At 72.9% G+C, this 20,509-nt stretch carries 21 protein-coding genes and 3 tRNA genes; 11 read left to right on the top strand and 13 right to left on the bottom strand.

The window, feature by feature from the left end; genetic code table 11:
- Positions 1-24: 24 nt before the first annotated feature.
- On the bottom strand, positions 25-441 hold the full coding sequence (locus ASF78_RS11640; protein WP_056589204.1) for a DUF5997 family protein: 417 nt from the start codon (positions 439-441) through the stop codon (positions 25-27).
- A gap of 86 nt (positions 442-527) precedes the next feature.
- Positions 528-2,999: a glycogen/starch/alpha-glucan phosphorylase gene (locus ASF78_RS11635; RefSeq protein ID WP_056589201.1), complete on the bottom strand. Its 2,472-nt coding sequence runs from the start codon at positions 2,997-2,999 to the stop codon at positions 528-530.
- 164 nt (positions 3,000-3,163) lie between these two features.
- Between ASF78_RS11635 and ASF78_RS11630 the strand changes: the two genes are divergently transcribed.
- Positions 3,164-3,565 (top strand): phage holin family protein, encoded by a 402-nt coding sequence (locus ASF78_RS11630; protein ID WP_056589198.1) that lies wholly within the window; start codon positions 3,164-3,166, stop codon positions 3,563-3,565.
- On the opposite strand, the gene ASF78_RS11625 is transcribed toward ASF78_RS11630, so the two are convergent.
- The 3 genes from ASF78_RS11625 to ASF78_RS11615 form a co-directional block, all read right to left on the bottom strand.
- Positions 3,548-4,093 (bottom strand): M15 family metallopeptidase, encoded by a 546-nt coding sequence (locus ASF78_RS11625; protein ID WP_056589195.1) that lies wholly within the window; start codon positions 4,091-4,093, stop codon positions 3,548-3,550. The two genes, ASF78_RS11630 and ASF78_RS11625, sit on opposite strands and share 18 nt — an antisense overlap.
- A 106-nt stretch (positions 4,094-4,199) precedes the next feature.
- A complete protein-coding gene (locus tag ASF78_RS11620; protein ID WP_056589191.1) occupies positions 4,200-4,565 on the bottom strand; it encodes a hypothetical protein in 366 nt (121 codons plus the stop codon).
- Positions 4,566-4,687: 122 nt separating this feature from the next.
- Positions 4,688-4,760: transfer RNA gene (locus tag ASF78_RS11615), tRNA-Arg, on the bottom strand.
- A gap of 99 nt (positions 4,761-4,859) precedes the next feature.
- On the opposite strand from ASF78_RS11615, the gene ASF78_RS11610 reads away from it, so the two are divergent.
- Positions 4,860-6,080 carry a low temperature requirement protein A gene (locus tag ASF78_RS11610; protein ID WP_056589186.1) on the top strand — a complete coding sequence of 407 codons (1,221 nt, stop codon included), beginning with the start codon at positions 4,860-4,862 and terminating at the stop codon, positions 6,078-6,080.
- Between the two features lie 21 nt (positions 6,081-6,101).
- On the opposite strand, the gene ASF78_RS11605 is transcribed toward ASF78_RS11610, so the two are convergent.
- The 3 genes from ASF78_RS11605 to ASF78_RS11595 form a co-directional block, all read right to left on the bottom strand.
- A tRNA-Ser gene (locus ASF78_RS11605) sits at positions 6,102-6,190 on the bottom strand.
- 60 nt (positions 6,191-6,250) lie between these two features.
- On the bottom strand, positions 6,251-6,844 hold the full coding sequence (locus ASF78_RS11600; RefSeq protein WP_056589184.1) for a YdeI family protein: 594 nt from the start codon (positions 6,842-6,844) through the stop codon (positions 6,251-6,253).
- 178 nt (positions 6,845-7,022) lie between these two features.
- Positions 7,023-8,045 (bottom strand): hypothetical protein, encoded by a 1,023-nt coding sequence (locus tag ASF78_RS11595; RefSeq protein WP_056589181.1) that lies wholly within the window; start codon positions 8,043-8,045, stop codon positions 7,023-7,025.
- A gap of 157 nt (positions 8,046-8,202) precedes the next feature.
- Here ASF78_RS11595 and ASF78_RS11590 point away from each other — a divergent pair, with 157 nt between their 5' ends.
- From ASF78_RS11590 to ASF78_RS11580, 3 genes are read left to right on the top strand one after another with little or no spacing between them, the layout of a single operon-like run.
- Complete coding sequence (locus ASF78_RS11590; RefSeq protein WP_056589178.1) at positions 8,203-9,198, top strand: acyl-CoA dehydrogenase family protein; 996 nt, start codon at positions 8,203-8,205, stop codon at positions 9,196-9,198.
- Positions 9,192-10,553: a PIG-L family deacetylase gene (locus ASF78_RS11585; protein WP_056589175.1), complete on the top strand. Its 1,362-nt coding sequence runs from the start codon at positions 9,192-9,194 to the stop codon at positions 10,551-10,553. Before ASF78_RS11590 ends, ASF78_RS11585 begins: the two co-directional genes overlap by 7 nt.
- Entirely contained in the window at positions 10,550-11,281 is a 732-nt protein-coding gene (locus tag ASF78_RS11580; RefSeq protein ID WP_056589171.1) for a glycosyltransferase family 2 protein, read from the top strand. Before ASF78_RS11585 ends, ASF78_RS11580 begins: the two co-directional genes overlap by 4 nt.
- On the opposite strand, the gene ASF78_RS11575 is transcribed toward ASF78_RS11580, so the two are convergent.
- Together ASF78_RS11575 and ASF78_RS11570 are read right to left on the bottom strand one after the other, a co-directional pair.
- A complete protein-coding gene (locus ASF78_RS11575; RefSeq protein WP_235518534.1) occupies positions 11,224-12,738 on the bottom strand; it encodes an RNB domain-containing ribonuclease in 1,515 nt (504 codons plus the stop codon). The genes ASF78_RS11580 and ASF78_RS11575 overlap by 58 nt on opposite strands.
- Before the next feature lie 185 nt (positions 12,739-12,923).
- Positions 12,924-13,015: transfer RNA gene (locus tag ASF78_RS11570), tRNA-Ser, on the bottom strand.
- Positions 13,016-13,125: 110 nt separating this feature from the next.
- On the opposite strand from ASF78_RS11570, the gene ASF78_RS11565 reads away from it, so the two are divergent.
- Positions 13,126-13,389: an HPr family phosphocarrier protein gene (locus tag ASF78_RS11565; protein ID WP_056590774.1), complete on the top strand. Its 264-nt coding sequence runs from the start codon at positions 13,126-13,128 to the stop codon at positions 13,387-13,389.
- Here ASF78_RS11565 and ptsP read toward each other — a convergent pair.
- The gene (gene ptsP / locus ASF78_RS11560; RefSeq protein WP_056589168.1) at positions 13,386-15,083 is read right to left on the bottom strand and encodes a phosphoenolpyruvate--protein phosphotransferase; all 1,698 of its coding nucleotides are present in this window, start codon (positions 15,081-15,083) and stop codon (positions 13,386-13,388) included. The genes ASF78_RS11565 and ptsP overlap by 4 nt on opposite strands.
- Positions 15,080-16,423 (bottom strand): PTS transporter subunit EIIC, encoded by a 1,344-nt coding sequence (locus ASF78_RS11555; protein WP_056589165.1) that lies wholly within the window; start codon positions 16,421-16,423, stop codon positions 15,080-15,082. The genes ptsP and ASF78_RS11555 overlap by 4 nt, the downstream gene beginning before the upstream one ends.
- A 133-nt stretch (positions 16,424-16,556) precedes the next feature.
- Here ASF78_RS11555 and ASF78_RS11550 point away from each other — a divergent pair, with 133 nt between their 5' ends.
- From ASF78_RS11550 to ASF78_RS11530, 5 genes are read left to right on the top strand one after another with little or no spacing between them, the layout of a single operon-like run.
- The gene (locus ASF78_RS11550) at positions 16,557-17,336 is read left to right on the top strand and encodes a GntR family transcriptional regulator (RefSeq protein WP_056589162.1); all 780 of its coding nucleotides are present in this window, start codon (positions 16,557-16,559) and stop codon (positions 17,334-17,336) included.
- Positions 17,333-17,578: a glucose PTS transporter subunit EIIB gene (locus ASF78_RS11545; protein WP_056589159.1), complete on the top strand. Its 246-nt coding sequence runs from the start codon at positions 17,333-17,335 to the stop codon at positions 17,576-17,578. Before ASF78_RS11550 ends, ASF78_RS11545 begins: the two co-directional genes overlap by 4 nt.
- A 10-nt stretch (positions 17,579-17,588) precedes the next feature.
- Positions 17,589-17,819: a PTS transporter subunit EIIB gene (locus ASF78_RS11540; protein ID WP_056589157.1), complete on the top strand. Its 231-nt coding sequence runs from the start codon at positions 17,589-17,591 to the stop codon at positions 17,817-17,819.
- Positions 17,819-18,274 (top strand): PTS glucose transporter subunit IIA, encoded by a 456-nt coding sequence (locus tag ASF78_RS11535; protein WP_056589154.1) that lies wholly within the window; start codon positions 17,819-17,821, stop codon positions 18,272-18,274. Before ASF78_RS11540 ends, ASF78_RS11535 begins: the two co-directional genes overlap by 1 nt.
- Entirely contained in the window at positions 18,271-18,987 is a 717-nt protein-coding gene (locus tag ASF78_RS11530; RefSeq protein ID WP_056589151.1) for a copper homeostasis protein CutC, read from the top strand. Before ASF78_RS11535 ends, ASF78_RS11530 begins: the two co-directional genes overlap by 4 nt.
- Before the next feature lie 7 nt (positions 18,988-18,994).
- On the opposite strand, the gene ASF78_RS11525 is transcribed toward ASF78_RS11530, so the two are convergent.
- The gene (locus ASF78_RS11525; RefSeq protein WP_082494998.1) at positions 18,995-20,485 is read right to left on the bottom strand and encodes a DUF2252 domain-containing protein; all 1,491 of its coding nucleotides are present in this window, start codon (positions 20,483-20,485) and stop codon (positions 18,995-18,997) included.
- Between the last annotated feature and the right edge of the window lie 24 nt (positions 20,486-20,509).

Genomic DNA, 20,509 nt, shown 5'->3' with positions numbered 1-20,509 from the left:
TCGGCGAGAGCCGGCTCCCGCCGATCAGGACTTCTGCGCGGCGGCCTTGCGGTCGGCCTCGGCCTTACGGTCGGCCTCCCGCGACTCCTGCAGACGCTCCTCGAGCCGGACCTGCGCGGCGATCTCCCGCTCGCGGACCAGCCAGTTGGGCGGCTCGGCCTGCAGCTGCTCGATCTGCTCGGTGGTCAGCGGGTCGGTGATCCCGCCGCGGGCGAGACCGCTGATCGAGATGCGCAGCCGCCCGGCGATGACGCTGCGCGGGTGCGGTCCCTCACGACGCAGGTCCACCAGCCACTGCGGAGGCGTGCGCTGCAGCTCCGACAGCTCGTCGCGCGTGATCATCCGGTTCTGGAAGTCCTCCGGGGTCGCCGGCAGGTACACGTCGAGCTTGGCGGCGGCGGTGGACGCCTTCATCTCCTGGGACTTCTTCGCGGGTGTCACGCGTCAAGGGTAGGCCCCGCCACCACACGACAGCGTCCGAGGAAGTGAGCGCTCTGGCGGCCACTTCCTCGGACGCTGTGGGGTCGTTACCGCTCCGGCGGCACCGGGTGGGTGTGCCAGATGCGGTCGATGTAGTCGCGCATGCTGCGGTCGGAGGAGAAGAAGCCCGAACGGGCCACGTTGAGGACCGCCGAACGCGTCCACGCCTCGGTGTCCGCGTACGCCTCGTCGACCCGCTCCTGCGCGTCGATGTACGCCTGGTAGTCGGCCAGCACCAGGAACCGGTCCTCCGAGAGCAGGTTGGACACGATCGGCTCGAACGTCGCCCGGTCGCCGCCGGAGAACGCCCCGGACGCGATCAGGTCGAGGGCGTGCCGCAGGGAGCGGTTCTCCTCGTAGTAGGACGTCGGGTGGTACCCGCGGTCCACGATCTCGGCGACCTCGGGCTCCAGCAGCCCGAACAGGAAGAAGTTGTCGTCGCCGACGAGCTCGCGGATCTCGACGTTCGCGCCGTCGTCGGTCCCGATGGTCAGGGCGCCGTTAAGCGCGAACTTCATGTTGCCCGTGCCGGACGCCTCCTTGCCGGCCAGCGAGATCTGCTCGGACAGGTCCGCTGCGGGGATGAGCTTCTCCGCGAGCGTGACGTTGTAGTTGGCGGGGAACGCGACCGTGAGCCGGCCCTGCAGCGCGGGGTCGTTGTTGACCACCCGCCCGACCGCGTTGATCAGCCCGATCGTCTGCTTGGCCATCCGGTAGCCCGGTGCCGCCTTCGCGCCGAACGCGAACGTCCGCGGGGTGATGTCCTCGATCTTCACGGCGCCCGAGGTCACCTGGTCGTACAGCGTGACGACGTGCAGCAGCTTGAGGGTCTGCCGCTTGTACTCGTGCAGGCGCTTGACCATGACGTCGAGCATCGTGTCGGGGTCGACCGTGATGCCGTCACGCTCGGCCAGCACGTCGACGAGCCGGAGCTTGTTCGCCCGCTTCACCTGCCGGAACGCCGCCCGGAAGTCGGCGTCGTCGGCGAGCGGCTCGAGCTCCTGGAGCTTGTCGAGGTCCGTGACCCAGCCGTCGCCGATCGCCGAGGTGATCAGCTCCGACAGCCCCGGGTTGGCCAGCCGCACGAACCGTCGCGGGGTGACGCCGTTGGTGACGTTGGTGAACTTGTCCGGGTAGTGGTCGGAGAAGTCGTGCAGGACCTTGTCCTTGAGCAGCTGCGAGTGCAGGGCGGCCACACCGTTGACCTTCGAGCCGGCGACCGTCGCCAGGTAGGCCATGCGGACGGCACGCTCGGGGTACTCGGCGATGATCGACATGCGGCGAACCCGCAGCTCGTCGTCCGGGTAGGCCTCCCGCAGCTCGGCCATGAAGTCCTCGTTGATCCGGTAGATGATCTCGAGGTGCCGCGGCAGCAGCTTGCCGAGCAGCTCCACCGACCAGACCTCGAGGGCCTCGGGGAGCAGCGTGTGGCAGGTGTACGCGAAGCACTTCTGCGTGATCTCCCAGGCCTCCGCCCACTCCCAGCCGCGCTCGTCGACAAGGATCCGCATGAGCTCGGGGATCGCGATGACCGGGTGGGTGTCGTTGAGCTGGAAGACGATGCGCTCGGGCAGGTTGCGCAGGTCGAAGTCGCGCGGCAGGACCTGGTCGAGGAAGTCGCGCAGCGAGCACGCGACGAAGAAGTACTGCTGCTGGAGGCGCAGCTCCTTGCCCTGCGGCGTGGAGTCCTCCGGGTAGAGGACCTTGGAGATGTTCTCCGCGAACGTCTGCGCCCGGACGGCCTGCGCGTAGTCGCCGGCGTTGAAGATCTCCAGGTCGAACGCACGCGTCGCTCGGGCGCTCCACAGCCGCAGGGTGTTCACGCGGCCGTTCTCGAAGCCCGGGACCATGTAGTTGTAGGGGACGCCGAGCACGCTCCAGCCCGGCACCCAGCGCGACCGCGTGACGCCGTCGTCGTCGTACTGCTCGGTGTGCCCGCCGAAGTCGACCGTGACGGCCGACTCGGGGTGCGGGAACTCCCACGGCGACCCGAGCGCCAGCCAGTTGTCGGGCTTCTCCACCTGCCAGCCGTCGACGAACGTCTGCCGGAAGATCCCGTACTCGTAGCGGATGCCGTAGCCGATGCAGGGCACGTTCATCGTGGCGAGCGAGTCAATGAAGCACGCCGCGAGCCGGCCGAGGCCACCGTTGCCGAGGCCGGGCTCGACCTCCGCCTCACGCAGCTCCGCCAGGTCGATGCCGAGCGACGCGAGCCCTTCCTCGACGACCTCGTCCAGGTCGGCGGCGAGGAGCGCGTTGTCCAGCTGCCGGCCCAGGAGGAACTCCGCCGACAGGTACGCGACCGACTTGGCCTGGATCTGGTACTGCCGGCGCAGCGTGGCGAGCCACCGGACCATCAGGTAGTGGCGCACGGTCCGAGCCATGGCGAGGTACTTGTCGTTCACCGAGGCGCGCGTCAGGTCGGTGCCCTGACCGAAGTTGAGCTCCCGCAGGAACTCCCTGACGAAGCCGTCCACGGTGTGCTCAGGGGTGGCGATGGGGGTCGTGTTGTCCGTCACCCTCGCCACGGTAGCGGGCGACCCGGACGAGAACCTCTCCGTGCGATCACTCGTAACAAACGGACTGGTCACACCCTGGCGCCTGCGGGCGGCCAGTCCCTACTGTGAGCCCCAGGGCCAGGAGCCGTCCTGCGCCCGTCGCCGACGAAGGAGCGCGTGGCCCCATGGTCGTCTTCCTCATCCGGGCGTTCATCTTCCTGGCGTCGGCGGCCCTCGGGCTGTGGATCGCGTCGTTGATCGTCGACGGGTTCACCATCACCGCCTCGGGGTTCCTGGTCGCGGTGGTGGTGTTCGCGGTCCTGCAGAGCATCCTGACGCCGTGGTTCCTGGTCATGTCCCGCAAGTACGCGAACGCGCTCACGGGCGCCGTCGGCCTCGTCTCCACCGTCGCAGCGCTCTTCGTCGCGACGCTCATCGGTGACGGCCTGACCATCAGCGGCACCAGCGCGTGGGTCTTCGGCTCGCTCACCGTCTGGATCGTCACGATGCTCGGGACGCTGATCCTCCCGCTGATCCTCCTGCGCAACCGCGTCGATGCGAGGAAGGGCTCACCAGCCGCCGGATGAGTCCAGGTGCATCTCGGGGCATGCCGTCGCGCCGTCGGCGAGCATCTCGAAGTGCCACATCTCGTTGGCGTAGGTCCGGCACAGCCCGAGCTCGAGCCCGTGCTGCTCCAACCACAGGGCACCGTCCGTCGGCCCGACGTCGATCGCCTTCCCCTGGACGTGCGCCGACGACTCCGGCGGCAGCACCCACCGGCGCGCCTCCTCCAGCGACCCGTACTTCTCGACGGCCCCGTCGACGAGCGACTGCTGCTCCGCGGCGGACCGCCACCCGGACGTCAGCTTGAGCTCGACCCCGTCGGCAGCCGCCGCCACCCGGGCGACGTCGAACCGTCGCTGCAGCTCGGGGTCGAGCCCGGCGGCGCTCCCCGGGGTCGGTGGCAGGTCGTCCGCCCCGTTCGCTGCGAGCCCGCCGAGGAGGTGGACGACGAACGCGGCCGTCGCACAGAGCGTCGCGACAGCGGCGATCACGGCCGCGCGGGCACGGCGGCGACGCACACGCTCCGGGAGCCGACCGACATAGAGGGTCATGCTCCTCACTGTCCGCGGGGACACCCCTCCGGCGCGTGGACCTGCGGGCTGATCCCGCGGACGCGCGCGTGGGACCAGCGACGGACCCTCGTCGTCCCGTGGACGGTCAGTCGTGGTACATGGGTTTGATGCCCGCCTCGCCCTCCGCGGCGATGTCGATGGTCGACCGCGCCGGGGGTGTGTGCCGCACGTCGCCGCACCGCCGGCACCGCCACGTCGGGTCCTCGACGGCGAGCCGGACCTCCTTGTGGTCGACGGGGAACTCGCACCACCACCACGCGCCGAGGGGTGGATGGTCGGGTCTCCGGTCGCGGAGCACCCTCACCAGACCCGCCAGCTCGGCCGCCGCGACCATCGCGAGAACGATCACGATGATTCCGCCGCCGAGCGAGAACGGGACGGCGAGGAGCACGCCACCCACCACCGCGAGCACCAGCACCACCGAGCGGAAGATCAGCCGACGTCGTCGCACGGCACGCCTCCACGGACCGTCGCGGGGACGGCGACCAGGCCCGTCAGGAGCCATGCTCCTCCCCGGCGGCCGGCCTGGAAAGACCTGAGGCGCGGTGCCCGTGAGCACCGCGCCTCCTGCTGTGCGCCCGAAGGGACTCGAACCCCCAACCTTCTGATCCGTAGTCAGATGCTCTATCCATTGAGCTACGGGCGCATGACCCCGCAGGGCCGGAGACGACGATACAGGCCAGGAGCCCGGTCGCCCAAACCGGATGCACGTGAGCCGTCACACGCTCGTGGCAGGATCGCGGCCATGTCGTCGACCACGAACCGCATCGGCACCGGCGGCGGGCGCTGGGGCATGCGGGCGGACGTGCTGCGGCACGGTGACGGGCACGACAGCAGCCGCGTCGGCTACGTGGAGCTGTTCTTCGACCTGGTGTTCGTCTTCGCGGTCACGCAGCTGTCGCACAGCCTCATCGCGCACCCCGACCTGACCACGCTCCTCCACACGCTGATCCTGGGCTGGGCGGTGTGGTGGCTGTGGATCGACACCACGTGGGTGACCAACTGGCTGGACCCGGACAAGGTGCCGGTCCGCACGATGCTGCTGGTCCTCATGGGGCTGGGGCTGCTGATGTCGAGCGCGATCCCGGAGGCGTTCGAGGGCAAGGCGCTGCTGTTCGCGGTGCCGTTCGTGCTGATCCAGGTGGGGCGGACGCTCTTCACGGTGTGGGCGATGGGCCGGCACTGGCCGGAGAACGCGCAGAACTTCGTGCGGATCACAGTGTGGCTGAGCGTGTCCGGGGCGCTGTGGATCGCCGGTGCGCTCGCCGACGAGCAGACGCGGTTGGTGCTCTGGGTGGTTGCCGCCCTGCTGGACATGGCCGGGCCGCGGGCGCTGTTCTGGGTTCCCGGGCTGGGGCCGACGAACCCGCACACGTGGTCGGTCCGTGGGTCGCACATGGCCGAGCGGGTGTCGTTGTTCCTCATCATCAGCCTGGGTGAGTCGATCATCGTGACCGGCACCGCGTTCGCGGAGCTGGAGGTCGACGGCGTGACGGTCCTGGCGTTCCTCGCCGCGTTCGCGAGCACGGTGCTCATCTGGCTGCTGTTCTTCGACCGCTCCGAGCAGTCCGCCACGGCGTACTTCTCGTCGCAGACGAACCCGGGGATGGTCGCCCAGACCGCCTACACGTACGTCCCGTTCCTGCTGATCGTCGGCATCGTGCTCACCGCGGTCGCCGACGAGGTGGTCCTCCTGCACCCCCTCGGGCACACCGACACGTGGACGGCGGGACTCATCTGCGGCGCGGCGGCCGTCTACCTGCTGGGGAACGCCTTCTTCCGACGAGCCACCGGCGGCCGGTGGTCCGTCGCACACCTCGTCGGTGTCGCCCTGGTGCTGGGCGTGTTCCTGCTGCGGGACACGATGACACCGCTGGCGCTGAACTGGGTGTCGAACGGCGTGCTGCTCGCGGTGATCGTCGGCGACGTCGTCCTGGGCCGGGCACAGCAACAGCCCGAACCCTGAGGGTTCGAGCTGTTCTGAGAGCGGAGACGGTGGGATTTGAACCCACGGAAGGCTTGCGCCTTCACGACCTTAGCAGGGTCGCGCACTAGACCGGGCTATGCGACGTCTCCAGGACCAGCACAGGGTACCCGTGCGGGTGGCCCACCACCAAAGCGGCCCCTGACCTGCCCCTACGCCTTGGGTGTCCACTGGTTCGCCCGTACGTCCTGCGCCGCCAGCCGGGCCGACTCCTCCAGCCGCGCCGCCCGGGTGGTCTCACGTTTGGCCTGCACGATCCACTCGAGGATCGCGCGGCGGGCGGACGGCGGGAACGCGTCGAAGTTCTGCCGCGACCCGGGGTGCCGCTCGAACGCCGCCGCGAGGTCGTCGGGCACGATCAGGTTCTCGACGTCGTCCAGCAGCGTCCACGAGCCGTCGGCTTTCGCCGCGTCGATCACCGCACGTCCCTCCGGCAGCATCCGACCCTCGGCCTCCAGTCGGACGATCCGTTCCTTGTTGGTCCGCGCCCAGCCGCTGCCGGGCTTGCGGCGGGTGAACCAGAGCGCGCGCCGCTCGTCGTCGAGCGTCCGGCCGGCCGAGTCGATCCAGCCCACGCACAGCGCCTCCTCGACCGCGAGCTCGTACTTCACGGACGGACGGCCGGTGGGCGACTTCCACGACACGAGCCACGCCCCCGTCTCGGTGGCGTGGTGGGCGAGCAGCCAGTCGCGCCACTCGTCGAGCGTCTCCGCGTGCACGAGTGGAGCGTCGTCCCTGCCTGCCATGGCGTCACGTCCTCCTCGTCGCGTCCTCGCCGCCCATCCTTGCGGACACCACCGACGTCGCCGGGCGGCCGGGCGGGGCTGTAGAAACCAGCCGCTCTTGTGGCGGGTGGGACGCAGGTGGCGCTGCGGCCGCCGCACGTGGCCCACCGGCCCCCGGTGCGGCTGGGTTGCGCGCGCCTCAGCTCGACGGCGACGTCGCCTCACGTGCGGTCGCCGCCGACTCGAGCGTGCGTTCCGCGCGGTGGAGCTCGCGTTCCGCCGTCGTGAGCTCGCGCTCGTCGGCCCGGAGGGTCTGCTGCGCGGTGCCGACCTCCTTGTCCGCGACCGCCGCGGCCTTCCCGGCGGCGGCGAGCCTGCGGCGGGCCTCCGCGAGCGCGCGGACGAGGTCGTCCTCCTCCTCGTGGGCGCGGGCGGCCGCCCCCTCGGCGCGTTCGACCTCGGCGGCGCTCTCGTCGCGGGCCGCGACCGCGGCGTCGTGACGGCGCTTCGCGTCGGTCGCGGCACGTTCCGCCTGCTCCCACGCGGCCTGCGCCTCGTCGCGCGCGCGCTGCTCGCGCTCCTCGCGGCGGCGGCGCCGGTCGCGCTCCGCAGCCGACTCGCCGGGCGGTTCGGCCCGCTCCGACTCGCCGACCAGCCGGAGCTTCCCGCGCGCCGGCGTCGCCTGGGGCGGCTTCTCCTTCGAAGGCGGCGGCGTCGGGGCGGGGGCGGGGCTGTCCGACGCGTCCGCGCTGCCGAACCCCGCGTACTCGCGCGCGGCGGTCAACCGGCCGGAGACCACCTCGCGCGCGACGGCGGGGTCGGCCAGGGCGGCGGTGAGGGTGGCGTCGAGCTCCTGCACGACGGCGTCGCCGATCTTCTGCCCGGTCGGCTGTGCGAGCTTGCGGGCCCGCGCGACCAGCGACCGGACCAGCTGGCGGCGCTGCTTCGACAGCTCGCGCAGCGCGGGACCGTCGAGCGACTTCTCGGCGTCGCGCAACCCCTCACCGAGGGCGACGATCTGCCCGGCGAGGGCGGCGTCGTCACGCACGAGCAGGTTGACCAGCCAGGCGGAGACGGTCGGCTTGCGCAGCTCGCCGATGGCCGTCGCGAGCTCGCGGTCCTTGTCGGCGCGGGCGGCCTTGACCGCGGCGTCCCGCCGGGCGACGAAGTCGGAGGGTGCACCGGAGTAGAGGTCGTCGACGACCTCGTCGAGCTCGCTCATCGGACCGGTCCGGCGCTCGGGTGCACGCTCCGACCTTGCCACGCCGGAGTCCGTCCGCGCACGGGTGTCGTCCCAGGTCGCGCGCGCGTCGGGTGGCGGTGATGATCTGGACGACGGATCGAGAAGCGGTCCGAGGCACGGCCCCCGGAGAACGACGATGGTCGACGCTGCCGTGCGCCTGGCGCCGTTCCGTGCGAGCGGCCCGTCGCCCCGCGTCCCCCGCACGGTCGACGACGCCCTGCGCGCCTCCTGGCCGGACGACCTGCTGCCCGGCCGGGGCGCGACCCGTGAGCTGTGGGAGCTGCTCGCCACCCTCGGCGCCACCGACCTCGGTGTCGCGCGCGCGGTGGAGCCGCACCTCGACGCGCGGGCGATCCTCGCGCAGGCGGGCGTCCCCGACCCCGAGGGCCGCACGTGGGGCGTGTTCGCCGCCGAGGGGCCCGGGGTGCGGCTGGACGCGGTCGGCGACGGCGACGGCTGGCGGCTGCGCGGGACCAAGCCCTGGTGCTCCCTGGCGGGCGTGCTGGACGCGGCCCTGGTCACGGCGCACCTGGCCGACGGCGGACGGGCGCTGTTCGCGGTCGACCTGCACGACCCCGGGGTCCGGCTGCTCGACCAGGCGTGGGTGTCGCGCGGGCTGACCGAGATCCCCAGCACGGCCGTGGCGTTCGACGACGTCGCCGCGACGGCGGTCGGCGCACCCGGCTGGTACCTGGACCGTCCGGGGTTCTGGTGGGGCGGGATCGGCGTGGCCGCGTGCTGGTTCGGGGGTGCTGTCGGGATCGGCCGACGCGTGCACGCCGAGGCCGCGCGACGCGACGACCCGCTGCTCGCGATGCACCTCGGCGCGGTGGACCACCGGCTCGAGGACGCCCGGCGTGCGCTCGCGGAGGCAGCGGTCCTCGTCGACGCGCACGAGCTCGACGCCGCCCAGGGCCGGCTGCTGGCCAAGCGGGTCCGCGCGACGGTCGCGGGCGTCTGCGAGGACGTGCTCGCGCGGGCCGCGCACGCCCTCGGCCCTGCGCCCTTGGCACTGGAGACCGATCACGCGAAGCGCGTCGCCGACCTGCAGGTCTACGTCCGCCAGCAGCACGCCGAGCGTGACGACCTCGCGCTGGGGCGGACGCTCGCGTCGGAGGTCGCACCGTGGTGACGTTCGACGGTCGCACGCCCGGGACACCCGCCACCGCCTGGACCACCGACCCTCGGTTCCGCGACCTCCCCGCGCTCGCGCTGCGGCGGACCGGCCGCACGGTGGTCGTGGCCGCGCACCCCGACGACGAGACGCTGGGCGCGGGCGGCATCCTGGCGGAGCTGGCCGACGCGGGCTGCCCGGCCGAGGTCGTGATCGTCTCCGACGGCAGCGGCTCCCACCCGGGGTCCCCGACGCTCGACGCGGACGAGCTGGCGGGACGCCGCTGGGCCGAGGTCGTCGAGGCGGTGCACATCCTGTCCCCCGCCTCGCCGATCACGATGCTGGGCCACCCGGACGGCGGGCTGCGCGAGGTCCGCGACTCGATCGAGGACGACCTGCGCGCGCTGCTGACCGACGGCTTCCCGGTCGACCAGCTCGTCGCGACCTGGCGTGGCGACGGCCACCGGGACCACCGGATCGTCGGCGAGGTCTGCGCGGTGCTGGCCGACGAGCTCGGCTGCACGTTCCTGGAGTACCCGGTGTGGCTGTGGCACTGGGCCACCCCCGACGACCCCCGCGTGCCGTGGGACCGGCTCCGGGTGGTCGAGCTGGCGGACCGGTCGATGGTCCGCAAGCACCGGGCCGTCGCGGCGCACGCCAGCCAGGTCGAGCCACTGTCGTCGGACCCGCACGACGCGCCGACGCTGCACCCGGCGTTCCTGCGGACGTTCGACCGGGACGTCGAGGTGGTCGTCGCGCAGGAGCCCGTCACGCCCACGCTCAGGGGCGAGTTCTTCGACGCGACCTACGGTCGGCACGACGACCCCTGGGGGTACACCGACCGGTGGTACGAGGAGCGCAAGCGGGCGCTGACGCTGGCCGCGCTCCCGGACCAGCGGTACAGGGACGTCCTGGAGATCGGCTGCGGGATCGGCGTGCTCACCGCGGAGCTCGCGCAGCGCGCGGACCACCTGCTCGCCGTCGACGTGTCCACGGCCGCGGTCGAGCGGGCACGTGGTCGCCTCGCCGGGCTGCCGCACGTGCAGGCGCAGGTCGCGGACGTGGCGGACGCCGTCCCCGCGGGGTCGTTCGACCTCGTCGTCCTGTCGGAGGTCGGCTACTACCTCGACCGCCCGACGCTCGAGCGGGTCCTCGCCGACCTGCGCACGCGCCTCGCGCCCGGCGGCACCCTCCTGGTCTGCCACTGGCGCCACCCGGTCGACGCGTACCCGCTGACCGGCGACGAGGTGCACCGCGTCCTGCGCCGGACCACCGACCTCACGCTCCTGGCCGAGCACCGGGAGAAGGACCTGCTGCTCGACGTGTACAGCGACGACTCGCGGTCGGTGGCGCAGCGGACGGGACTGGCGTGAGACCGCGCGTCGAGCACGTCGTGGTCGTCGTGCCGGCCCGCGACGAGGAGGCTCTGGTCGGCCGGTGCCTCGGCGCGCTCCAGGCGGCCCGGCAGGCCGCGCGGGCGGTGCTGCCCGACCTGACGGTCGACCTGGTCCTGGTGCTCGACCGGTGCACCGACGGCACGCGTTCCGTCGCGCTCGGGCACCTCGACGTGCGCCTCGTGGACCTCGACGAGGGACGCGTCGGTGCTGCTCGCGCCGCGGGCGTCCGCGACGCGCTGGAGCGCTCGGCCGCCGACCTCGACCAGACGTGGCTCGCCGGCACCGACGCCGACTCCGTCGTCCCCGAGGGCTGGATCCTGGAACAGGTACGGCTGGCCGACGCCGGGGCCGACGTCGTCGTCGGCACCGTGCGGCCCGACCCCGCCGACCTCACGCCGACGCAGCACGCCGCGTGGCGTGCGACCCGTGTCCCCGGCCGCCCGAACGGTCACGTGCACGGCGCGAACCTGGGCGTGCGGGCCGACGCGTACCTGCGGGCCGGCGGCTTCCCCGACCGGCCCGTGCACGAGGACGTCGACCTGGTGGCCGCGCTCGTCGCGTCGGGCGCACGCGTCGTCGCGACCGACACCTGCGACGTCCTCACGTCCGGTCGCCTCGCCGGTCGGGCACCCGGCGGGTACGCGGGCTACCTGCGGTCGAGGTTCGGCGCGATCGACGACCCGGTCGAGGCCGAGTCGGCCTGAGCCAGCTCGAACAGCACCTTGCGCTGGGCCACCGACGCCTGCGTCAGCCGCACCCGCACGTCCTCGCCCAGCGGCAGCGAGACCCCCTCGATGCGTCCGCGCACCGCCGGGTCGCGCAGCTGCACGACGCCGGTGCCGCGGTCGGTGCGCACGTCGACGATCGCGCCGTCGAACACCTCGCCCTCCCGGCCGGTCAGCAGCGCCGCCTCGACGAGGTCCAGGCAGCCGCGCTCGTACTCGGCGGCGTGCTTGTCCCCCGACGCCATGAGTCCCGGCAGCTCTGGCAGCGCGTCGCGCACCCAGTCCGGCACCGGACGGCCGGCGCACAGCGCGAGGCACGTCTCGCCGACGAACCGGTCCACCAGCCGCCGCAACGGTGCGGTCGTGTGGGCGTACGGCGCGGCGATGGCGGCGTGCATGGTGAAACTCGGCAGCCCGCCGTCGAACGCCACGTAGGCCGCTCCGCGCAGGAGCGACGTCGCGTCGGTGAGCAGCGCAGCATGGGCGGGGTCGGCGGCGTCGAGCCGACGGATGACGTCACCCGGCGTCGCGCCCTCCGGCCACGGCACGCCCAGCGCGTGCGCCGACAGCCGCAGCCGCTCGACGTCCCGCGGGTCCGCGTCGGGCAGCGTCCGCACGATGCCGATGCCGCCGTCCAGCATGAGTCGCGCCGCGCACATGCCGGTGAGCAGGGAGATCTGCGCGTTCCACTCCTCGACCGGCAACGTCGCGCGGCTGCCCAGGGTCCACACCCCGTCGGCACCTTGCTCGACCACCTGCTCCGGGGTCGGCAGCGTGATCCCGCCACGGGCCCCCTCGGCAGCCTCCCGAAGGATGCCGACCTCCCGCAGGAGCTGGAGCGTCTCGTCCGCGGTGCCGTCGTCGAGCGAGGCCTGGGCACCCGTGTACGTGAGCTGTGCGCGGCTCTGTACAGAGGCGCGGCGCACGTCGACGGCGATCGGGGCGCCGTCACCATCGAGGTCGATCATCCACAGCAGCGCAGGGGTCACCTGGTCCGGCAGCAGGCTCGCGACGCCCTCCGACAGCTGCGGCGGGTGCAGCGGCGTCCGGCCGTCCGGTGCGTACAGGGTCTCGACACGCTCACGGGCCTCGTCGTCGATCGCGCCACCCGGGGACACCCACGCCGCGACGTCCGCGATCGCGTACCGCACCCGGAACCCGCCGTCGTGGCGCTCGATGTGGACCGCCTGGTCCAGGTCCTTCGAGCCCTCGGGGTCGATGGTCACGAACGCGATGTCCGTGGCGTCGTCCCGCTCACCCTCAGGTCCGCGAGCGCCCACCTCCGCGGCCTCGGCCAGCACGGCCGGCGGGAACTCCTCCGGCACGCCGAGCTCGACACGCAGGTCGTCGAGGCCGCGCCGCACGAGCACGTCGACGGCCTCCCCCTGCGCCTCCTGCGGCGGGCGGGCGTGCAGCTGGACATGGCGTCGGGGCACGCGGAGAGCCTAGGTGGGGGAACGTCTCGATGCGCGCCGGACGCCCGTCGAGGTCTGCATCGCCTCCCGCGTGCCTGACCGGCGGGAGCGCGTTGACCACCAGCCACGAGGCCCGACACGACGAACGGTCCGGACCCGCGCTTCGTCGTTCGGGGCCCACCTTGATGTCCTGCGACATCACACGGCGGAGGGCGTGGGATTCGAACCCACGAGAACGGGGTTGTCCCGCTCCAACGGTTTTCAAGACCGTCTCTTTCGGCCGCTCAGACAGCCCTCCCGTGCGGGGCGAGCCCGCAGCGGCACGAGTCTCCCACAAGCACTCGCGCGGACATGGTCTAGACCAGTATGGTCGGTGGGGTCATCGTCGACCCGCCCAGGAGGCAGGCCATGCAGCGTTCCGTCGTCGTCGCACTTCCCGAAGGGCTGCACGCCCGCCCCGCCGCCCAGTTCGTCGCGGCGGCAGGACAGCTCCCCACGAAGGTGACCATCGCGAAGACCGGCGGGACACCCGTCGCGACCGCGTCGATCCTCGCGATCATGACGTTGGGGGTCGGGGCCGGCGACGAGGTCGTGCTGGCGACGGCCGACGACGACGCCGACGCGGCCGCCTCGATCGACGTGCTGGAGCAGTTCCTCCAGCGGACGGCCTAGAGCCCCAGCCCGTCGAGCACGTCCCCGAGCGAGGCGCGGACCGCCCACCGCGCCTCGTCGGCCGTGCGCTGCGCGAGCGCCAGGGCCGCGAGCGCCCGGCACTCGTCCAGCGTCACCGAGGCGAGCACAGCGCCGACGTCGGGGAGCGCCCTCGCCGTCATCGACAGCGACGTGACCCCGAGCCCGACGAGCACGGGAGCGAGCGCCGGGTCCGCGGCCGCCTCGCCGCAGACGCCGACCGGCCGGTCCCGGGCGGCCCCGCCCGCGCACGCGAGCTGCACCAGCGAGAGGACTGCGGGCTGCCACGGCGTCGACAGCTGCGCCAGACCGGCGAGCTCACGGTCCGCGGCCATCGCGTACTGCGTGAGGTCGTTGGTGCCGAGGCTGGCGAACCGGGCGCGGTCGAGCAGGTCGGCGGACCGGAGCGCGGCGGCGGGGACCTCGACCATGATCCCGGCGTGCGGCAGCCCGTGGGCGGCGCAGCGGTCGACGAACGCGTCGGCCTCGTCGGCCGTCGCGACCATCGGAGCCATCACCCAGACGTCCGCCGACGAGGATGCCGCGGCCTGCGCGATCGCCGTGAGCTGGTCGTCGAGGACCGCCGGGTGCGCCCACGAGGTGCGCAGGCCGCGGACGCCGAGTGCCGGGTTGGGCTCGCCCGCGGCCGTGACGAACGGGAGTGGCTTGTCGGCGCCGGCGTCGAGCGTGCGGATCACGACGCGTCGCCCGGGGAACGCTGCGAACACCTGCGCGTAGGCCGTCACCTGCTCCGGGATGCTCGGCGCGGCGGTGCGACCGAGGAAGCCGAACTCAGTGCGGAACAGCCCGATCCCCTCGGCGCCGGTCTGCGCCGCGGCGAGCGCTCCGGCGGGGTCTCCGACGTTGGCCAGCAGCGCGACGGGGTGCCCGTCGGCGGTGCGTCCTGGGTGCTTGAGCCGGGTCGGACGCGGGCGGACGTGGGACGCGCGCTCGACCGTCTCGGGCGACGGGTGCCGGACGACGTCGCCCGTTGACCCGTCGACGAGCACGGTCTCGCCGTCGACGATGTCGAGCGCGCCGGCCACGGCGACGACGCACGGGATGCCCAGCGACCGCGCCAGGATGGCCGTGTGGGCCGTCGGCCCGCCGCCCGCGGTGACGATCGCGAGGACCTGCGCCGGGTCCAGCCGCGCGGCGTCGGCGGGGGCGAGATCCCGCGCCACCAGCACGAACGGTGTCCCGGGGTCCGGCACGCCCGGTGCGCGCAGGCCCAGCAGCTCCGCGACGATGCGATCCCGCACGTCCTGCACGTCCCGCGCCCGGTCGGCGAACATCCCGCCCAGCGCGCGCAGCTGCTCCGCGACGAGCTCGGCCGCGTCCCACACGGCACGCGCGGGCGTGGACCGGTTCTCGACCACCCGCCGCCGCGCTTCGTCGGCGAGCGAGGGGTCCGCCGCCATCGCGGCAGTGACGGCGAGGATCTCGGCGGCCTCACCGGAAGCGACCGCAGCGGCCCGGGCCAACGCGTCGCGGACGCGCGCGGACGCCTCGTCGACCGCGGTCGCCGCCGCCTCCAGGTCCGTTCCCGGAGCCGACGGCTCGGGCGACGGTGCCGGCGGGGCGTCGGGCATGCGCGCCACGACACCCGCCCGACGTCCTGGGCTGACCCCGAACCCCCGCAGGGTCAGCGGGGCTGCGGCGACCGCGGAGGTCATCGGCTCGCGGCCTTCTCGTCGACGGGCCCGGCGGGATCGACGGACCCGGCCGGAGCCTCCGCCGGGGTGCGGTCCTCGGTCGTGGGTGTCGTCGCCGGATCGTCGTCGTCCTCGCGGCCCGGGGTCCGCAGGTTCCAGCGGGTGATGACGAACCGGAACAGGAAGTAGTACACGAGCGCGTACCCGAGCCCGATGACGAGGAGGAGCAGCGGCATCGTCGCGATCCGGAAGTTCAGCAGGTAGTCGATCGCGCCCGCGGAGAACCCGAACCCGTCCTTGATCCCGAGGGCGTTGACCAGCGCGAGCGACGTGCCGGTCAGGATCGCGTGGATCACGTAGAGCGGGTAGGCGACGTAGACGAACGCGAACTCGAGCGGTTCGGTGACCCCCGTGACGAACGAGACCAGGGCGGCGGAGCCCATGATGCCCGCGATGACCTTGCGGTTCTTCGCCTTCGACGTGTGCACGATCGCCAGGGCGGCGGCGGGGAGCGCGAACATCATGATCGGGAAGAAGCCGGTCATGAAGGTGCCGGCGGTCGGGTCGCCGTGCAGGAAGCGGGCGATGTCGCCGTGCCAGACCTCGCCGTTGGAGTCGGTGTAGGAGCCGAACTGGAACCAGGGCAGCGAGTTCAGCAGGTGGTGCAGACCGATGGGGACCAGCAGCCGGTTCATGGTGCCGTAGACGAAGGCACCGAGGATCGTCGAGCCCGTGACCCAGTCGCCGACGGCCGTGAAGCCGGAGTTGAACGCCGGGTAGATCAGCGCACCGGCGACGGCGACGAGGATGGCGGCACCGGCCGTGACGATCGGCACGAACCGGCGGCCGCCGAAGAACGCGAGGTAGGCGGGCAGCTTGATCCGGTAGTACCGCTGGAACAAGAGGGCGGCGACGAGGCCCATGACGATGCCGCCGAGGACGCCGTAGTTGATGACCTCCTGCGTCTCGCCCTCGCCCGCCTTCTCCAGCACGTACGGCGAGAGGGCGGTGCTCACCCCGTCGAACACGAGGTAGCCGATGACAGCCGCGAGGGCCGTCGAGCCGTCGGACTTCCGGGCGAAGCCGACCGCGACGCCGACTGCGAAGAGCAGCGCCAGGTTGGCGAACAGGGCGTTGCCCGCGGCGCCGAGGACGTCGGCGACCGGGAGCATCCAAGGCAGGTGGGCGCCGAGGCCGTCGGCGCCCAGCATGTCCGGCTGACCCAGCCGCAGCAGCAGCGCGGCGGCCGGCAGGGAGGCGATCGGGAGCATGAGGGAACGGCCGATGCGCTGGAGCTGGGCGAGGCCGGGGAAGCCGCGCTTCTCGGTGGACGCGGGGGCGTCCGCGGTGGCGGTGGTCATGGAGCACTCCTCGTTGGGTGTCCTGGGATCTGTCTGGTCTGGACCAGTTGCGAGCAGACTGGTCTAGACCTCATGATGTGTCAAGGGTCACGTCGCGACGACGCAGACCGTCGTCGCAGAGGGGTGGCACCGCGTGGACGAACCGGAGCACGGCAGCGCGCACAAGTACCTGACCGTGCGCGACCACCTGGCCACGCTCGTCGCGCAGGACCTCCAGGTCGGCGACGCGATCCCGTCGGAACGGCACCTCAGCCAGCAGTTCGGCCTGTCCCGGATGACCGTGCGGCAGGCCGTCGACACCCTCGTGACCGACGGCGTCCTGGTCCGCGAGCAGGGGCGCGGCACCTTCGTCGCCCCCCAGCGCATGGACTTCGAGATGCGGCTGACCACGTTCGGCGAGGAGATGCGCCGACGTGGCATGGAGCCCGCGACGACGGTGCTCACCGCGCAGGTCGTCGCCGCGACCCCCGACGTCGCCACCGCGCTCGAGCTCGAGCCGCGCACGAAGGTGCACTTCCTCTACCGGGTGCGCAGCGCCGACGGCGTCCCCATCTGCATCGAGCAGGCCTGGGTGCCCGTCGCCCTGGCGCCCACGCTGTTCGACGACGGGCCCCCCGCGAGCATCTACGACGCGCTGCGGGAGCGCGGGCTGGCCCCCGAGTGGGGCGAGGACACCTTGTCCGCCGACGAGGCCACCGACACCGAGGCCTCCCTGCTCGGACTCGGTGACGCCCGGGCAGTCCTGCGCGCCGAGCGCCGCACCTACTCCGTCGACACCGCGACGATGTTCTCCCGCGCCTGCTACCGCGCCGACCGCTACAGCGTGTGGGTCCCACTGCGCGCCCCCGGGCCCGTGCTGGTCCCCCGACGCCGCACCGAGACAACCGCACCCATCTCAGGAGGACGGCAATGAGGCCGCAGAGCAGAGACCAGGCGGCCGCGATCCTGGCCGCCCTCGGAGGTGTCGACAACATCGACGAGATCGAGCCGTGCACCACGCGGCTGCGGTCGCTCGTACGCGACGCGAGCAGGGTCGACGCCGCCGGGCTGCGAGCAGCCGGGGCGTTCGGAGTGATGATCTCCGGACGCGTGGTCCAGGTGGTGGTGGGGCCGCACGTCGACCTCATCGCCACCGATCTCGACGAGCTGATGTGAGGAGCAGGACATGACGAAGGCCGAGCAGATCCTCGCCGCGCTGGGCGGGGACGCCAACGTCCTCGACCTCGAGCCGTGCATCACGCGCCTGCGCGTCGAGGTGGAGAACCCGTCGCTCGTCGACGAGCCCGGGCTGAAGGCCGCCGGTGCCATCGCGGTCGTGCGGTCCGGCGTGGCCGTCCAGGTGATCGTCGGCCCCGAGGCCGACACGCTCGCCTCCGACATCGAGGACCTGCGCTGATGCCGACCCTGACCGTCCTGTCCCCCGTGAGCGGCCAGGTCCTGGGCCTGTCCGAGGTCGCCGACCCGGTGTTCTCCGCCGAGCTCGTCGGCCCCGGCCTCGCGCTCGACCCGCCGCTCGCCGCCGGCTCGGAGGTCATCTCCCCCATCGCCGGCACCATCGTCAAGCTCCACCCCCACGCCTTCGTCGTCCAGCACGACGACGGTCGCGCGGTCCTCGTCCACCTCGGCATCGACACCGTCGAGCTCGGCGGCACCGGATTCACGCTGCACGCCGCCGAAGGTGCGGTCGTCAGCGCGGGGCAGGTCGTCGTGAGCTGGGACCCGTCCTCGCTGGGCGGTCGTTCCCCGGTCTGCCCCGTGGTGGGCCTCGACGCGGGCGCCGACGCCCTCACCCGGCTCGCGCGTCCGGGCGACACCGTCGCCGCCGGCGAGCCGTTGCTGTCCTGGGCATGACCCTCCTCGAGATCGCCGTCCAGGACGTCGCCGGCGCAGTCCTGGCCGCCGAGCTGGGCGCCGACCGGCTCGAGCTGTGCGCCGCGCTCGCCGCCACCGGAGGTCTGACGCCGAGCATCGGGCTGCTCGACGCCGTCGTCGGCGCACTGCCGTCGCACGTCGGGGTGCACGTCCTCGTCCGGCCCCGTGCCGGGTCGTTCGTCTACACCGCCGACGAGGTCGACGTGCAGGTCAGGGACGTCCGCGCTGCCGTGCGCGCGGGTGCCGCCGGCGTCGTGGTCGGCGCACTCACCCCGAGGGCAGCCGTCGACCGTGCCGTCGTCGCCCGGCTGGTCGACGCCGCCGACGGGCGCGAGGTCACCTTCCACCGGGCGCTCGACACCGTCCCCCGCCTCGAACCCGCCCTCGACGACCTCGTCGCGCTGGGCGTCGTCCGCGTCCTCACCTCCGGCGGCGCGCCCCGCAGCATCGACGGCCTCGACCGGCTGCGGTCCACCGTCGCGCACGCCACGGGGCGCCTGCAGGTCATGGCCGGCGGCGGGGTCCGTCCCGTCGACGTGGGAGCACTCGTGGCGGCCGGGGTCGACGCCGTGCACCTGTCGGCCAGCCGGCACGTCGACGAGTCCGGTGGCCCCGGTGGCGGCGCGTCCGGCTACACGACGACGGACCCTGCGCTCGTGTCCGCGGCCGTCGCGGCGCTGCGACGAGGCTGAGCGCGCGTCAGACCCCGTGCACCGCTGCGAGCCGACCTGACCCGATGGCCGCCACGAGCGCGGCGTGGTCCGACTCGTTCCGGTCGGCGTACGTCGCAGCGAAGGCCGCGAACGCCTCGTCGGCCGTCTTCGACCCGCCGAGGTAGGACGCGATGGCCACCCGGTCCCCCGATCGGGCGTGCGCGCGGGCCAGGGTCCACGCGCAGAGGCCCCCGTACCGGCTGAAACCCTCGGGACGCATGTCCTCGATGACGGCCGAGCCCTTCCAGTCGCGCAGCTGGCGGACGTAGAAGTCGCGCTCGACCCCATCGATCCCACGCGTCCGCTGCCACCCGAGCATCGCGTCGCTCGCGGCCTGCATCAGCCGCTGACCCTCGACGACCCGCTGCCCCGACTGCGTGTACTCGCTCGCCCCGAGGAACTGCTCGAGCACCGAGGACTGGGCCTCCTTCGCCTGCAGGATCAGGTGGTCGCCGTCGTCGGCACCCTCCAGCAGCAGGATCCACGCGCGCGTGCCGACGCTGCCGACGCCCACGACCTTGCGGGCCATGTCGACCAGCCGGTACTGACCCACGAGGTGCCGACGGTCCGGCTGGAGGGATGCCTGGTACGCGCTCACCAGCTCCCCCAGAGCGGCGCGGAAGGCGGGCGCCTCGTCCCCCAGCAGGTCGTCCAGGGCCGTGACCAGCGGCGGGTCGGACACGAACCGCCGACGCCCGTCCACCAGGGCCGTCATCTTCTCGACCGACCGCAGGTGGTCCCGGCTGCGCGCCTTCTTCACCGTCGACGCGGTCGTCTTCGACTGCGCCTTGCCCAACGACCCGCCGTGCTCGCGCAGGAAGTCGTCGACGTCGAGCCGGGCGTACCAGACGTCGATGTTCGGCCGCGCCGCGAACTCCCTGATCGCCGTCCGGTACGCCTTCGCGACGTCCATCGCGATCTTCCGACGCTCCTTGTCCCCCGCACCGATGCCGCGCGCGGCGATCTCGACGCTCGCCAGGAGCCGCTTCACGTCCCACTCGAACGGTCCCGGCAGGGTCTCGTCGAAGTCGTTCAGGTCGAAGAGCAAGCGGCGCTCGGGCGTGCCGTAGAGCCCGAAGTTCGACATGTGCGCGTCACCGCACAGCTGCACGTCCAGCCCGGAGTCCGGGGTCGCCGCCAGGTCGGACGCCATGAGGAGGGCCGCACCACGGTAGAACGCGAATGCCGAGGCCGACATCCGCCCGTACCGCAGCGGGAGCAGCTCCGGCACGCGGGACCGGCCCTGGGACACCAGCAGGTCGACGGGGTCGGGCCGCTTGGTCGCCGTCCCGACGTCCGCCAGGTTCTCGCGCGGGAGCAGCACCCGGGCGGCCGCCCCCCGCGACTCGCGCTCGTCGCGGCTCAGGAGGTGGACCTGCGCCGGGGCGCGTCGCCGGGTCGGCGTCAGCGGCGGGGCAGGACCGACTGCTCCGGGATCGAGCACCGTCGTGACCTGTGCACCGTCGTCGTCCACCATCCTCCGAACCTAGGCTCGCGGAGC

The organism is Cellulomonas sp. Leaf334 (genome assembly GCF_001424195.1).
In the GTDB taxonomy this organism is placed as follows: domain Bacteria; phylum Actinomycetota; class Actinomycetes; order Actinomycetales; family Cellulomonadaceae; genus Cellulomonas.
Note: the sequence above shows the minus strand (reverse complement) of the source record. Positions and strands in the feature narration are given on the sequence as shown.